A 13,889-nucleotide genomic window follows, 5' to 3' on the forward strand; every position below is an offset into this window, starting at 1 on the left:
CGATATCCGTTTGAGTGAATGATTCTTTAATATGTGTGTGATGTGTGTGAAGACCATCATAGCTCGCTGTGTTTCGCAAATTGATAGGCAAATCCGGAGACTGATCGTATGAATGAACCTGAACTTTCCCGACAAACTCCTTTCGGCGTTGATTTTAGCGTCGCCGAATTTGCTGATAACCCGGAACCGCGTTGTCCCTGTGTGCTGCTGCTGGACAACTCCTGGTCGATGAATGGCGAATCGATTGCCGAGCTGAATCAGGGGCTTGCCATGTTCAAGGAGGAATTGCTGGCCGACAGCCTGGCCGCCAAGCGCGTCGAGATCGCTATCGTCAGTTTCGGCCCGGTCGAAGTGGTCAACGATTTCCAGACGGCTGAACAATTTATTCCCCCGGAACTCGCCGCACAAAAAGACACGCCGATGGGCGCGGCCATTTTACGCGGACTGGAGTTGCTGAATCAGCGCAAAACCTTGTACCGCGAAAACGGCATTCCTTTCTTCCGGCCCTGGGTGTTCTTGATCACCGACGGCAGCCCGACTGATGAATGGAAAGCCGCGGCCAGCGAGGTGCGCAAGGGTGAGGAAAGTCGCGCATTCGCCTTCTTCGCGGTGGGCGTTGAGGGCGCGAATCTGGACATCCTGCAACATATTTCCCTGCGCCAACCTTTGCGACTTAAAGGCTTGCGTTTTCGGGAACTGTTCCAATGGCTGTCCAATTCGATGCGTTCGGTATCGCGTTCGGCGCCTGGCGCTGAAGTACCGTTGAGTAACCCGACCACACCCGATGGTTGGGCCTCAGTGTGAGTGAGAATGGCCGTTGGCGCGTTGTTCAAGCGAGCGTTACCGGTGTTGCTCATCGGAGCAGCGGGACTGAATGCCAGGATGCCTGTGCTGTTCAACAGCTATTCATGCCGGATGGCGTCCCGGTATTAATACTGGTCGCCGCTGATGGCGCGGGCAGCGCAATCCGGTCACGCGAAGGCGCGGAACGAGCCTGTCAAATCTTGCTGGCTGAATGCGCAAACTGGTTGGCGCAGGTGAATAACGACGGCTGGCAACCTACCGTTGCTTTATCCTGGCTTCACCATATTCAGGCGAGCCTGGCTCAACACGCTGCGGATGCCGGGCTACCTGCCCGGGAATTCGCCTGCACCCTCCTGGGTGCGATCATAGCCCCCGGCCAGGCGCTGTTCCTGCAAATTGGCGATGGCGCGATCATTGTTGAGAGCGGTGATAGCTACCGACCGATATTTTGGCCACAGGGCGGTGAATACCCTAACGAAACCTGGTTCGTAACCGATGTGAATGCGGCAAACCGTCTCGAATGTACAACGCTCACCGAATCTGTTGGTGAAATTGCTTTGCTGACTGATGGCTTGCAACCACTGGCGCTGCACTATCAAAGTCATCAGGCCCATGAGCCATTTTTCCGCCCGATGTTTCAGAGTTTGCGCGACTATCCCGAGGACGGCTGCCTGGCGGCGCTGACCCAGGCGCTGGAGCAATTTCTGGACAGCCCAGCGGTCAATCAGCGCACTCACGATGACAAGACGCTGATTCTGGCCAGCCGGCTGGCGGCGCCGGAAACGGCTCCGGCGATACCGGCAGGAGGAGAATTGGCGCCTGCGACCGGGCTTCGAGAAGATAATGGTGACGAAGTTCTATAGCGGCGCCGGTCATTCGATCGAACTCGGGCGTCTGTTGGGACAGGGCGGGGAAGGCGCGGTCCATGAAATCGCTGGCCGACCCGGCTTTGTCGCCAAGGTCTATCACCAGCCGACACATCCTGACCAGGCGCTCAAACTGGAAAGCATGGCCCGTCAGGTCCATCCTGGATTGCTGGACATCGCCGCTTGGCCGGTGGACGTATTGCGCGCTAAACCCCAGGGTCCGGTACAGGGCTTCATTATGCCCCGGGTCAATGGCTACCAGGAAATTCACAGCCTCTATGGCCCGTCCCACCGCAAACGGGCCTTTCCTCACGCAGACTGGTCATTTCTGATCCATGCCGCCCGCAATCTGGCCAGCGCCTTTGAGGCCATTCATGCCCGGGGCCATGTCATCGGCGATGTGAATCCGGGTAATGTAGTTGTATCGGCCCAGGCACTGGTCAAGCTGATCGACTGCGACTCTTTCCAGATTAACGCCAACGACCGTTCGTTCCCCTGCAATGTGGGCGTTCCACAATTCACTGCGCCGGAACTGCAAGGCCAGCGGTTTCATGGTCTGCGCCGTAGCTCCGAGCATGACGCCTTTGGCCTGGCGCTGCTCTGCTTTCATCTTTTGTTCATGGGTCGCCACCCATTCGCCGGTCGCTACCAGGGTCGGGGCGATATGTCCATCGAACGCGCTATCAAGGAATACCGGTTTGCCTTTGGCGCGCATGCCGCCGCCTGGTTGATGGAGCCACCGCCTCATACCTTGCCATTCACCGCCCTGCCTCGATCCATCGCGGATCTGTTTGAGCGCGCTTTTGTGCCCTTGGCGGTTGGACAAAGCCGTCCCAAGCCCCGCGAATGGTTGCTGGCCCTGGAGCGGTTAAACCGGGAATTGCGGTCTTGTGGGCGAAATGCGTTGCACAAATACTCAGGCAATCTGTCCGCCTGTCCATGGTGCGAACTGGAGCAGGTCAGCGGCGCTCTATTCTTTCCGCCGCCGCGACCGTCACCAGCAAGTCCACCTCCTGTCCGTTATCCCAATTTTGACCTCGACCGCGTCTGGAACCGTATTTTAGCGGTCACGCCGCCCGCTATCGAGGCTATGCCCCATCCTGATTCAACAACGCCCGTTACGCCTACCCCATTGCCGGAAGTCCTGCAGCGCATCCAGCGCGGCAATCAGATAAGGACGGCGGTTATTGCCGGGGCGACGTTGGCGGCGATGATGATTCATTCCCGGCTGAGCTGGTTGTGGTTACCACTGGCCGCCATCCTGTGGTCGTTGCTGCGCGATAATACAATCCGCCGCGAATACCAGCGCCGCCGATTGGCATTGCTGGCTGCCCGCCAGGAACTGGCTGATCTCCAGGCCGCCTGGCAACAGCGCGCTAGTGATCAACCGTTCACGACTGCTCTGCGCAGCTTGTATACTCTGCACGACCGCTATCGGCAATTACCGGAAACATTGCAACAGAATTTGCAGCGTCTGGAAACCGACCAGCGCCAGATTCAACTGCAAGCGTTTCTGGAGAATCACTTTATCGACATTGCCCAGATTCCCGGTATTCGCGCTACCGACCGGATCGCACTGGAATCCTACGGCATCGAGACCGCCGCTGATATCAGCGCCGAAGCTATCCGCGCCGTCCCTGGCTTCGGTCAACGGTTGGGTCGCCAGCGGGCAAGTGCTCTGCTGGATTGGCGTCGAGCGCTGGAAGCGCAATTTCATTACGATCCCCGGCAAAGCATTAGTCCTGCGACGGTCGCTGATCTGCGCCGGCAATACCAACAGCAACGGTTGTCCATTGAGCGGGAATTACTGGCAAGTCCCGACGAACTGGCTAAAATAAAAGCGGATATTCTTAAACAGCGCGCCCAGCTGAATATCGCTCTGATCCGCCAGGCCGTGCGGGAAGCTCAGGCTCGGGCGGATCTGCGCATCTTTTATCCGGGTTTTGGCGGTTGGCGGCCGCGCCATCGGGTTTAAGAACAGGGCGCACCATAGAGAGCTTGCTGCATGGGTAGACGCAACACACATACGCGTGAGGAATTACGGGAAATTGCGTTGCAAGCGGCTGAAGAACTGGTTGAAGCACAAGGTCTGACCGGTTTAAGCGCGCGTAAGGTGGTCAGCCGCATTGGCTATACGGTGGGCAGCCTGTACATGGTTTTCAACAATATCGATGATCTGATCGTGCAGATGAACGAACGAACTCTTGATCGGCTGTATGGCATGTTGTCTGCTGCGGTTGCCAGCCAGCCGCCGCCCGCGACAGCGATCCGGGCGTTGGCGCAGGCTTACATCACCTTCGCGTTAACGGAAACTCATCGTTGGCTGGCCATTTATCAGCACCGGTTGCCAAAAGGAGAAACCGTGCCGGACTCCTTCACGGAAAAAGTGACGCGTATGTTTGAGTTGGCGCAACAACCATTGACTCTGCTTTGTCCGCGACGACATCCAGAGGAAGTCGCTTTAGCCGCGCGCGCGCTGTGGAGTGGAATTCATGGTATTTGTATACTGGGTTTCGACCAGAAACTGGAAGCGGTGGGAGGTCGATCCATTCAAGAGGTGACTGAATCCTTGCTTGACAATTATCTGGCCGGTTTCACTCAATAACCTTGTTATCCTGATCGAATAGTGACGCAACTAAAAATTTCTTTTCCATGGTTGACAAGTAACCCTGTGAACCGCAAAATACGCGACTCCGTTTTGGAGGGGTTCCCGAGCGGTCAAAGGGGGCAGACTGTAAATCTGTTGGCTCAGCCTTCGAAGGTTCGAATCCTTCCCCCTCCACCATCGCTGCCGATAAACACCAGCAGATTTCGGAGCGCTACCATCGGGTTCAACCGGAGTTCTGATGGAGATGCGATCAAAGCGGGTGTAGTTCAATGGTAGAACCTCAGCCTTCCAAGCTGATGGTGTGGGTTCGATTCCCATCACCCGCTCCATATATGATGGTTAGTAAAAGGTTTTCGCCCATATAGCTCAGCCGGTAGAGCGCATCCTTGGTAAGGATGAGGTCACCAGTTCGAATCTGGTTATGGGCTCCAGAATTATGTTATACAAAAAATCGCCCAATCGAGGCGGAGTGATTTGAATCTCTGGCCCTAAGAGTTGCAGGGGAGTGCCTGGATGTCCAAAGAAAAGTTTGAGCGCAGCAAGCCGCATGTAAATGTGGGGACGATTGGTCATGTGGATCACGGCAAGACCACGCTGACGGCGGCGATCACGCGGGTGATGGCTGTGCAATTTGGTGGGGAATTCAAAGCCTACGACCAGATTGACTCCGCGCCGGAAGAGAAGGCGCGCGGTATCACCATTGCCACGGCGCATGTAGAATACCAATCGCCCAAGCGGCACTACGCGCATGTAGACTGCCCGGGGCATGCGGACTACATCAAGAACATGATCACGGGCGCGGCGCAGATGGACGGCGCGGTGCTGGTGGTATCGGCGGCGGATGGGCCGATGCCGCAGACGCGCGAGCACATTCTGCTGGCGCGGCAAGTGGGCGTCCCCTACATTGTGGTCTATCTGAACAAAGCCGACATGGTAGACGACCCTGAATTGCTGGAGCTGGTGGAAATGGAAGTGCGGGAATTGCTGTCCAGCTACGACTTTCCGGGCGACGACCTGCCGATCATCACTGGATCGGCGCTCAAGGCGCTGGAAGGGGATACAGGCGAGTTGGGCGAACCCTCGATCCACAAGCTGGTGGCGGCGATGGACGAGTACATTCCGCAACCGCAGCGCGAAGTGGACAAACCGTTTCTGATGCCGATTGAAGATGTTTTTTCGATTTCCGGGCGGGGCACGGTCGTAACGGGTCGCGTCGAGCGTGGACGGATCAAGGTCGGTGAAGAAGTCGCGATTGTCGGGATTCGGCCCACGGTGAAGACCACCTGCACCGGGGTGGAAATGTTCCGCAAGCTGCTGGATCAGGGCGAAGCTGGAGACAATGTTGGCGTTCTGTTGCGCGGCACCAAGCGGGATGATGTTGAGCGGGGCCAAGTGTTGGCCAAGCCGGGGACGATCACGCCGCACACGAATTTTGAAGCGGAAGTATATGTTTTGAGCAAGGAAGAAGGCGGACGGCACACGCCCTTTTTCAAAGGCTACCGGCCCCAGTTCTATTTTCGCACGACGGACGTGACGGGATCGGTGGACCTGCCGGAAGGGGTGGAGATGGTGATGCCCGGGGATAATGTGCGGATTGTGGTGAGTTTGATCGCGCCGATTGCGATGGACGAAGGATTGCGTTTTGCCATTCGCGAAGGCGGACGCACCGTCGGTGCCGGCGTCGTCGCTAAAATCATCGAGTGATTTTTGATCCAGTGTTGCATGGGATGGAACGTCTGACCGGCGATTCACTCTATGTTATGAATACAGGCCAGTAGCTCAATTGGTAGAGCAGCGGTCTCCAAAACCGCAGGTTGGGGGTTCGAGACCCTCCTGGCCTGCCATATCTCTCATGGCAGGCTTCAGGCTCCGCTTATCCTCTTTTCTGGTAAGCGGGTATTTCCTGGAGAGCACAAAGCCAGAATCCGCATGAATTCAACCAACTCTGAAACGCAAACCCTGAGCCGTCCCGATGCGCTCAAACTGGCGGCGGCAAGCGCACTGATCCTGATCGCGCTCGTTGCTTTTTACCTGTTCGCCAACCAGTTGATTCTGGTTGTGCGGGTCATGGGGTTGCTGATCGCGGTCGGCGCCGCGGTTGCTATCGCGCTGAAGACCGAGCCGGGCGCGGAAACCCTGGAGTTTATCCGTGGCGCCCGTTCCGAGCTGCGCAAGGTCGTTTGGCCCACCCGCGCCGAGACCACGCAAACCACCTTGATCGTATTGGCTATGGTGATTCTGATGGGCATCTTGCTGTGGCTGTTCGACATGCTGCTGCTCTGGCTGGTTCGCCTGATCACCGGGTAACAGAGGCGCGCTATGACCATGCGTTGGTATGTCGTGCAGGCCTACTCCGGCTTCGAGCAGCAGGTCAAACGCTCCTTGCTGGAGCGCATCAATCGCGAAGGCGTCAAGGACCGGTTTGGGCAGATTCTAGTGCCGACTGAGGAAGTCGTAGAAATGCGCGATGGTCAGAAGCGCAAAAGTGACCGCAAATTTTTTCCCGGCTATGTGCTGGTGCAAATGGAGATGGACAACGATACCTGGCATCTGGTGCGCAACGCGCCCAAGGTATTGGGCTTCATTGGAGGAACCAGCGACCGGCCCGCGCCAATTTCCGAGAAGGAAGCCCAGGCGATCCTGCAACGGATTCAGGATGGCGTCGATAAACCCAAGCCCAAGGTGCTTTACGAACCAGGGGAAATGGTGCGGGTCACGGATGGTCCATTCAATGACTTTGAAGGTGTCGTTGAGGAAGTCAATTACGAAAAGAACCGGTTGCGCGTCGGGGTGATGATCTTCGGACGCACCACCCCGGTAGAGCTGGAATTCAGTCAGGTCGAAAAGGTATCCCGCTGACCGGCGTTCGCCGGTCGCTGTTTCCGTCGTCCGCTGGTCGGGCGATTCATTCGGGGAGCCGCAAGGCGCTCGCACCCGACAGGAGCCATCATGGCAAAAAAAGTCAACGCATACGTTAAATTGCAAGTTGCAGCCGCCAAGGCCAATCCCAGTCCCCCGGTCGGCCCCGCGTTGGGTCAGCATGGCGTGAATATCATGGAATTTTGCAAAGCGTTCAACGCCCAGACCCAGCATCTGGAACCCGGCCTGCCGATCCCGGTGGTGATCACGGTCTATAGCGACCGCAGCTTCACCTTCATCATGAAGACCCCGCCGGCCTCGGTGTTATTGAAAAAGGCGCTAGGTCTCGACAAGGGCAGTCCCAAACCGAACACCACCAAGGTTGGCACGGTAACCCGCGCTCAACTGGAAGAGGTCGCCAAGGCCAAGATGCCCGATTTGACTGCTGCCGATTTGGAGGCCGCCGTGCGCACGATTGCCGGCAGCGCCCGCTCCATGGGCCTGAATATCGAGGGAGTTTGAATCATGGCCAAGATTTCCAAGCGTCTGAAAGCGATTCGCGCCAAGCTCGGACCTGGCAATAAGATCTATCCCGCGCCAGAAGCTCTGGATTTGCTCAGGGAACTGGCGAGCGCCAAATTCCGAGAGTCGGTGGATGTTGCTGTTAATCTGGGCGTCGATCCGCGCAAATCCGACCAGGTGGTGCGTGGCGCGACTGTTCTGCCTCACGGTACGGGCAAAACCGTGCGTGTCGCGGTCTTCGCCCAAGGTGCCAACGCCGAAGCGGCTCAGGCGGCAGGCGCTGATGTGGTGGGTTTTGAAGATCTGGCGGAATCGGTCAAGGCCGGCAATCTGGATTTCGATGTTGTGATCGCCTCGCCGGACGCCATGCGGATCGTTGGCCAGCTGGGCAAGATTCTTGGACCGCGCGGGCTGATGCCTAATCCCAAGGTCGGCACGGTCACCCCCGACGTAGCGGGCGCGATTCGCAACGCCAAGGCCGGTCAGGTGCGCTATCGCACCGATAAGTCGGGCATCATCCACTGTACCTTGGGCAAAGTGAACTTTAGCACAGTCCAGTTGCAAGAAAATCTGCAAGCGCTGCTACACGATTTGCAAAAGGCCAAACCCTCGACCTCCAAGGGCATTTACATGCGCCGGGTGACCGTTTCCACCACGATGGGGCCAGGATTGGCCGTGGATCAGGCGACATTATCATTCTAAAGCCGCATCTACACACGAACTTTGGGCCGGTCGGCCTCGCCGGCCAGCGTCAAAGACCGCGGGCGCTCTTGAGCTTAATTGCTTCCGGTTTCGGCTGGATGCCCCCGCGCAGACGGCATAGCCCTTCCGGACATCCTGGTCAGGCTGCCGTTCCCCTTTTCTCCACGCCGTGGAGAAAAAACCACGAGGAAAACCGATGAGTCTCAATCTGGCAGAAAAACAGGCGGTGGTGGCCGAAGTCGCCAAGGTCGCTGCCAGTGCGCACTCCGTGATTGCCGCCGAATATCGGGGGTTGAGCGTGGCTCAGCTTACCAATCTGCGCGTCAAAGCGCGGGAAACCGGCGTCTATCTGCGTGTTGTCAAGAACACCCTGGCGCGGCGCGCCGTCCAGGGCACTGAGTTCGAATGCCTGCAACCCAGTTTGGTGGGACCGCTGATTCTGGCGTTCTCCCAAGAGGATCCAGGCGCGGCAGCGCGGATTTTCAAGGAGTTTCTTAAGGAAAAAGCCAACGACAAGCTGATCGTTAAAGCCTTGGCGGTGGGTGGGCAAGCTTATCCAGCATACGAACTGGATCGTTTGGCTAGCCTGCCGACCCGTGATGAGGCCATCAGCCTGTTTATGGCGACCCTGCGGGCGCCGCTCGACAAGTTGGCGCGTACCCTTAATGAAATTCCCGGCAAGTTGGTGCGCACCATTGACGCGATCCGGCAGCAGAAGGAAGCCGCCTGAACGCAACGCCGCCTGATTTTGCAATTTTCCAGGTTCCTACCAGGAGTAGATTTAATGGCTGTTTCGAAAGAAGAAATTCTGGATGCCATCGCGGGCATGACCGTGATGGAGATCGTGGAGCTGATTTCCGCAATGGAGGAAAAATTTGGCGTCAGCGCCGCCGCCGCGGTGGCCGCTGCGCCAGTAGCCGCGGCTGCGGCTGCGCCGGTTGAGGAAAAAACCGAGTTTGACGTGGTCATGACCAGCTTCGGCGAGAAGAAGGTCGAGGTCATCAAGGTCGTGCGTGCTCTGACCGGTCTGGGTCTGAAGGAAGCCAAGGATGCTGTGGAAGGCGTCCCCTCGACCATCAAGGAAGGCATTCCCAAGGCCGAGGCCGAGGATGTCAAGAAGAAGCTGGAGGAAGCCGGCGCGAAGGTCGAAATCAAGTAAAGTTCGCGATGCTCCTTCGGCACCGTTGCCGGATTCAGGATTGAACCCGGTAACAACGGCTGGCGACCTCGCGTCGCTAGCCGGTTTTCTTTTGATCCGATCAGGGATGGCCGGTATTTCGGTTCGTGGGATGTCGATCCGTAATGAATCATGGAATCGGGCGGCTTTCGCCCTGGGCTGGCACTCTCGTCAGAGGAACCCCGATGGCTTACACCTTCACTGAAAAACGACGCATTCGTAAGGACTTCGGCAAGCGCTCCAGCATCCTTGAAGCGCCTTACCTGCTGGCCCTCCAACTGGATTCCTATCGCGAGTTTCTGCAAGCCGAAAAGCCACCAGGCGAACGCCGCGAAATCGGCCTGCATGCCGCCTTGCGCTCAGTGTTCCCGATTGTCAGTTATTCGGGTAATGCACAGCTGGACTATGTCAGTTACCGACTGGGCGAACCGAACTTTGACGTGCGTGAATGTCAGCTGCGCGGGCAAACCTACGCGGCGCCATTGCGGGTGCGCTTGCGGCTGGTGCTGATGGACAAAGACGCCGAAGTCGGGGCCTCCAAGATCAAGGATATCCGCGAAAATGAAGTCTATATGGGCGAGTTGCCGCTAATGACCGATAACGGCACCTTCGTCATCAATGGAACTGAGCGGGTGGTCGTTTCTCAGTTGCACCGTTCGCCAGGCGTGTTCTTCGATCACGATAAAGGCAAGACCCACTCTTCGGGCAAGCTGTTGTTCTCGGCGCGGATCATTCCCTACCGAGGCTCCTGGCTGGATTTTGAATTCGATGTCAAGGATGTGCTGTTTGCCCGTATTGACCGCCGTCGCAAATTGCCGGTGACCATCCTGCTGCGAGCGCTGTTTGACGAACTGAATCCTAACGACGCGCAAGCGCGCAGCGTCAACGAGCAGATTCTCGACATTTTCTTTGACACTAATACAGTGCGGATCGCCGACGAGCAGTTCACTCTGGAATTACTGCCAGAGCGTCTGCAAGGCGAGACCGCCAGTTTCGATATCGCTATTGGCGATCGGGTCATCGTGAAAACCGGCGAGCGGATCAAGGCCAAGCATGTGCGCGATCTCACCAGGGCCGGTGTAAGTAGCCTGGTAGTGCCGGTCGACTACCTGGTTGGTAGAATTTTGGCGCGCGACCTGATGGATCCCGAGACCGGCGAGGCGCTGGCAATGGCGAACGATGAACTGACCCTGGAGAAGCTGGAAAAAATCCTGAGCAGCGGCATTAGCGAATTTCAAACTCTCTATATCAACGATGTTGATCGCGGCGCTTTTATCTCCAATACGCTGCGCGCTGACACTACCCGCACCCAATGGGACGCCCAGGTGGAAATCTATCGAATGATGCGCCCTGGCGAACCACCGACCAAGGATGCCGCGCAACGTCTGTTACATGACTTATTCTTTCTGCCGGAGCGCTATGACCTGTCCGATGTGGGACGGATGAAATTTAACAGTCGGGTAGGTTACAACCAGACGCCGATTCCAGGTGTGCCCGTCAAGGAGCACCCGCCAGGCGTGTTGTCCATGGAAGATATCCTGGCAGTGCTGAAAACGCTGATCGACATTCGCAACGGTAAGGGCCAGGTGGATGATATTGATCATCTCGGTAACCGCCGCATTCGCTGTGTTGGCGAAATGGCTGAAAACGTGTTCCGCATTGGTCTGGTGCGAGTGGAGCGCGCAGTTAAGGAGCGTTTGAGCCTGGCGGAGGCTGAAGGTCTGACTCCGCAGGATCTGATTAACGCCAAGCCGGTCGGTGCCGCAATCAAGGAATTTTTCGGCTCCTCGCAATTGTCGCAATTCATGGATCAGAACAACCCACTGTCTGAGGTGACCCACAAGCGGCGCATATCGGCGCTCGGGCCGGGTGGTCTGACCCGCGAGCGCGCGGGTTTTGAGGTGCGCGACGTTCACGCCACTCACTATGGCCGGGTCTGTCCGATTGAAACCCCGGAAGGACCGAATATCGGATTGATCAACTCGTTGGCGGTGTACGCCCGCACCAATGATTATGGATTTCTGGAAACGCCCTACCGGCGGGTCGAAAATGGCCGCGTCGTAGACCAGATCGATTATTTGTCGGCGATTGAGGAAGGTCAGTATGTTATTGCTCAAGCCAATGCAGCGCTGGACGCTGAAGGTCGGTTGCTTGACGATTTGGTGTCCTGCCGGCATTTGAACGAATTCGCGCTGTTCACTGTTGACCGGGTCCAGTATATGGACGTGTCGCCCAAACAGATCGTTTCAGTCGCAGCGGCGCTGATCCCGTTCCTGGAGCATGACGACGCCAACCGGGCGTTGATGGGATCCAACATGCAGCGCCAGGCGGTGCCTACCCTGCGCGCCGAAAAACCGCTAGTCGGCACCGGCATGGAGCGGATCGTAGCCCGCGATTCCGGCGTTTGCGTCATCGCCCGGCGCGGCGGCGTAGTGGATTCGGTAGACGCCGGGCGCATTGTCGTGCGGGTCAATGATAAGGAAACCGAGACCGGCGAACCGGGCGTGGACATCTATAACCTGACTAAATACACCCGCTCCAACCAGAATACCTGCATCAATCAGCGACCGCTGGTGCAGGTGGAAGACCGGGTGGCGCGCGGCGATGTGCTGGCTGACGGTCCGTCGACCGACATGGGCGAATTAGCGCTGGGCCAGAATCTGCTGGTCGCCTTCATGCCCTGGAACGGCTACAACTTCGAAGACTCGATTCTGATCTCTGAACGAGTGGTGCAGGAGGACCGCTTCACCACTATTCACATTGAAGAACTGTCCTGCGTCGCCCGCGACACCAAGCTGGGACCGGAAGAAATTACTGCGGACATTCCCAATGTCAGCGAAAACGCTTTGGCGCGTTTGGATGAAGCAGGCATTGTCTCCATCGGCGCAGAGGTTAAAACCGGCGATATCCTGGTCGGCAAGGTAACGCCCAAGGGCGAAACCCAATTGACCCCGGAGGAGAAGCTACTCCGGGCGATCTTTGGCGAAAAAGCCTCGGATGTGAAGGACACATCGCTGCGCGTGCCCTCGGGGATGGATGGTACAGTGATCGACGTGCGAGTCTTCACCCGCGATGGCGTGGAGAAGGATTCACGCGCTTTGCAGATCGAGGAAATGGAGTTAAAGCGTATCCGCAAGGATCTGAATGACCAGCTGCGCATCCTGGAAGACGACCTGTATCAACGCATGGAGCGGATGCTAATTAACCAACCGGCGGAAGGCGGTCCTGGAGGTCTGCGCGGCGGAGAATTGATTACAGTCGAGTATCTGAATGCTCTACGACGCGAGCAGTGGTTCCAAATCCGCATGCGGGCTGAGGAACTGAATGAACGCCTGGAAAGAATTAGCCAGCGATTGGATCAGCAACGCAAGGATTTTGATCAGAAGTTCGATGAAAAACGCCGTAAGCTGACCCAGGGCGACGATCTTCCACCCGGTGTTTTGAAGATGGTCAAAGTCTATCTGGCGGTTAAGCGCCGCGTTCAACCAGGCGACAAGATGGCCGGGCGGCATGGCAACAAAGGTGTGGTGTCGATGATTGTGCCACAGGAAGATATGCCTTATCTGGAAGATGGCACGCCGGTTGATATCGTCTTGAATCCATTGGGTGTGCCATCGCGGATGAACGTGGGTCAGGTGCTGGAGACTCACTTGGGGTGGGCAGCCAAGGGATTGGGCTTTAAAATTGGCCGGTTACTGGACGCCCAGGCGCAACTGGATAAGGTACGCGCATTTCTGGATCGCATTTACAACCAGGTTGGCGGACAGGGCGTCGACTTTCAGCAGTTCAACGAGCAAGAGTTATTGACGCTGTGCCACAATCTGCGTGGCGGCGTACCGATTGCGACGCCGGTGTTTGATGGCGCGACCGAGCAGGAAATGCGGGAGTTACTGCGCCTTGCGGAGTTGTCGGAAACCGGCCAGACCATACTGTGCGATGGACGCACCGGTGAACCGTTCGACCGGCCCGTCACAGTGGGTTACATGTACATGCTCAAGCTGAACCATCTGGTGGACGACAAAATGCACGCCCGTTCGACCGGTCCCTACAGTCTGGTCACCCAACAACCGCTGGGCGGCAAAGCGCAGTTCGGCGGCCAGCGTTTCGGCGAAATGGAGGTGTGGGCGCTGGAAGCATACGGCGCATCTTACACCTTGCAGGAAATGTTAACAGTCAAGTCTGACGATGTGAATGGCCGCACCAAGGTGTACAAGAACATTGTTGATGGCAACCATCGGATGGAAGCCGGGATGCCGGAGTCCTTCAACGTACTGGTTAAGGAAATCCGTTCCCTGAGCATCAATATTGACCTGGAAAACGATGTAACGTCGCCGCGCACCGAATGAGGTTG

Annotated in this window: 12 protein-coding genes and 4 tRNA genes; all 16 read left to right on the forward strand. The window is 57.2% G+C overall.

What is annotated here, in order from left to right; translation table 11 throughout:
• Positions 1–108: 108 nt before the first annotated feature.
• A complete protein-coding gene (locus tag H6973_08780) occupies positions 109–804 on the forward strand; it encodes a VWA domain-containing protein (protein ID MCP5125716.1) in 696 nt (231 codons plus the stop codon).
• Positions 801–1,667 carry a protein phosphatase 2C domain-containing protein gene (locus tag H6973_08785; GenBank protein ID MCP5125717.1) on the forward strand — a complete coding sequence of 289 codons (867 nt, stop codon included), beginning with the start codon at positions 801–803 and terminating at the stop codon, positions 1,665–1,667. Before H6973_08780 ends, H6973_08785 begins: the two co-directional genes overlap by 4 nt.
• The gene (locus tag H6973_08790; protein ID MCP5125718.1) at positions 1,648–3,645 is read left to right on the forward strand and encodes a hypothetical protein; all 1,998 of its coding nucleotides are present in this window, start codon (positions 1,648–1,650) and stop codon (positions 3,643–3,645) included. Before H6973_08785 ends, H6973_08790 begins: the two co-directional genes overlap by 20 nt.
• A gap of 30 nt (positions 3,646–3,675) precedes the next feature.
• Positions 3,676–4,275: a TetR/AcrR family transcriptional regulator gene (locus H6973_08795; protein MCP5125719.1), complete on the forward strand. Its 600-nt coding sequence runs from the start codon at positions 3,676–3,678 to the stop codon at positions 4,273–4,275.
• A gap of 95 nt (positions 4,276–4,370) precedes the next feature.
• Positions 4,371–4,455: transfer RNA gene (locus H6973_08800), tRNA-Tyr, on the forward strand.
• A 78-nt stretch (positions 4,456–4,533) separates the two neighbouring features.
• Positions 4,534–4,607, forward strand: a tRNA-Gly gene (locus H6973_08805).
• 26 nt (positions 4,608–4,633) lie between these two features.
• Positions 4,634–4,709: transfer RNA gene (locus H6973_08810), tRNA-Thr, on the forward strand.
• Positions 4,710–4,791: 82 nt separating this feature from the next.
• Positions 4,792–5,982 carry an elongation factor Tu gene (gene tuf / locus H6973_08815; GenBank protein MCP5125720.1) on the forward strand — a complete coding sequence of 397 codons (1,191 nt, stop codon included), beginning with the start codon at positions 4,792–4,794 and terminating at the stop codon, positions 5,980–5,982.
• A 64-nt stretch (positions 5,983–6,046) separates the two neighbouring features.
• Positions 6,047–6,122, forward strand: a tRNA-Trp gene (locus tag H6973_08820).
• A gap of 85 nt (positions 6,123–6,207) precedes the next feature.
• Positions 6,208–6,585 (forward strand): preprotein translocase subunit SecE, encoded by a 378-nt coding sequence (secE, locus tag H6973_08825; GenBank protein MCP5125721.1) that lies wholly within the window; start codon positions 6,208–6,210, stop codon positions 6,583–6,585.
• A 12-nt stretch (positions 6,586–6,597) separates the two neighbouring features.
• Positions 6,598–7,137 carry a transcription termination/antitermination protein NusG gene (gene nusG, locus H6973_08830; protein ID MCP5125722.1) on the forward strand — a complete coding sequence of 180 codons (540 nt, stop codon included), beginning with the start codon at positions 6,598–6,600 and terminating at the stop codon, positions 7,135–7,137.
• 90 nt (positions 7,138–7,227) lie between these two features.
• A complete protein-coding gene (rplK, locus tag H6973_08835) occupies positions 7,228–7,659 on the forward strand; it encodes a 50S ribosomal protein L11 (GenBank protein ID MCP5125723.1) in 432 nt (143 codons plus the stop codon).
• 3 nt (positions 7,660–7,662) lie between these two features.
• Positions 7,663–8,361, forward strand: a complete 699-nt coding sequence (gene rplA, locus H6973_08840; GenBank protein ID MCP5125724.1) for a 50S ribosomal protein L1 — start codon at positions 7,663–7,665, stop codon at positions 8,359–8,361.
• Between the two features lie 196 nt (positions 8,362–8,557).
• Positions 8,558–9,091, forward strand: a complete 534-nt coding sequence (rplJ, locus tag H6973_08845; GenBank protein MCP5125725.1) for a 50S ribosomal protein L10 — start codon at positions 8,558–8,560, stop codon at positions 9,089–9,091.
• Between the two features lie 54 nt (positions 9,092–9,145).
• Complete coding sequence (gene rplL / locus H6973_08850) at positions 9,146–9,520, forward strand: 50S ribosomal protein L7/L12 (protein MCP5125726.1); 375 nt, start codon at positions 9,146–9,148, stop codon at positions 9,518–9,520.
• A gap of 203 nt (positions 9,521–9,723) precedes the next feature.
• Entirely contained in the window at positions 9,724–13,884 is a 4,161-nt protein-coding gene (gene rpoB, locus H6973_08855) for a DNA-directed RNA polymerase subunit beta (protein ID MCP5125727.1), read from the forward strand.
• The last annotated feature ends 5 nt before the right edge of the window (positions 13,885–13,889 follow it).

It is taken from the genome of Gammaproteobacteria bacterium, from assembly GCA_024235095.1.
In the GTDB taxonomy this organism is placed as follows: Bacteria; Pseudomonadota; Gammaproteobacteria; order Competibacterales; family Competibacteraceae; genus UBA2383.

Coding starts and splice junctions, on each gene's coding strand:
- tuf (MCP5125720.1), top strand. CDS start 4,792: ATGTCCAAAGAAAAGTTTGAGCGCAGCAAGCCGCATGTAAATGTGGGG.
- rpoB (MCP5125727.1), top strand. CDS start 9,724: ATGGCTTACACCTTCACTGAAAAACGACGCATTCGTAAGGACTTCGGC.
- H6973_08780 (MCP5125716.1), top strand. CDS start 109: ATGAATGAACCTGAACTTTCCCGACAAACTCCTTTCGGCGTTGATTTT.
- rplA (MCP5125724.1), top strand. CDS start 7,663: ATGGCCAAGATTTCCAAGCGTCTGAAAGCGATTCGCGCCAAGCTCGGA.
- H6973_08795 (MCP5125719.1), top strand. CDS start 3,676: ATGGGTAGACGCAACACACATACGCGTGAGGAATTACGGGAAATTGCG.
- H6973_08790 (MCP5125718.1), top strand. CDS start 1,648: ATGGTGACGAAGTTCTATAGCGGCGCCGGTCATTCGATCGAACTCGGG.
- nusG (MCP5125722.1), top strand. CDS start 6,598: ATGACCATGCGTTGGTATGTCGTGCAGGCCTACTCCGGCTTCGAGCAG.
- rplK (MCP5125723.1), top strand. CDS start 7,228: ATGGCAAAAAAAGTCAACGCATACGTTAAATTGCAAGTTGCAGCCGCC.
- secE (MCP5125721.1), top strand. CDS start 6,208: ATGAATTCAACCAACTCTGAAACGCAAACCCTGAGCCGTCCCGATGCG.
- rplL (MCP5125726.1), top strand. CDS start 9,146: ATGGCTGTTTCGAAAGAAGAAATTCTGGATGCCATCGCGGGCATGACC.
- rplJ (MCP5125725.1), top strand. CDS start 8,558: ATGAGTCTCAATCTGGCAGAAAAACAGGCGGTGGTGGCCGAAGTCGCC.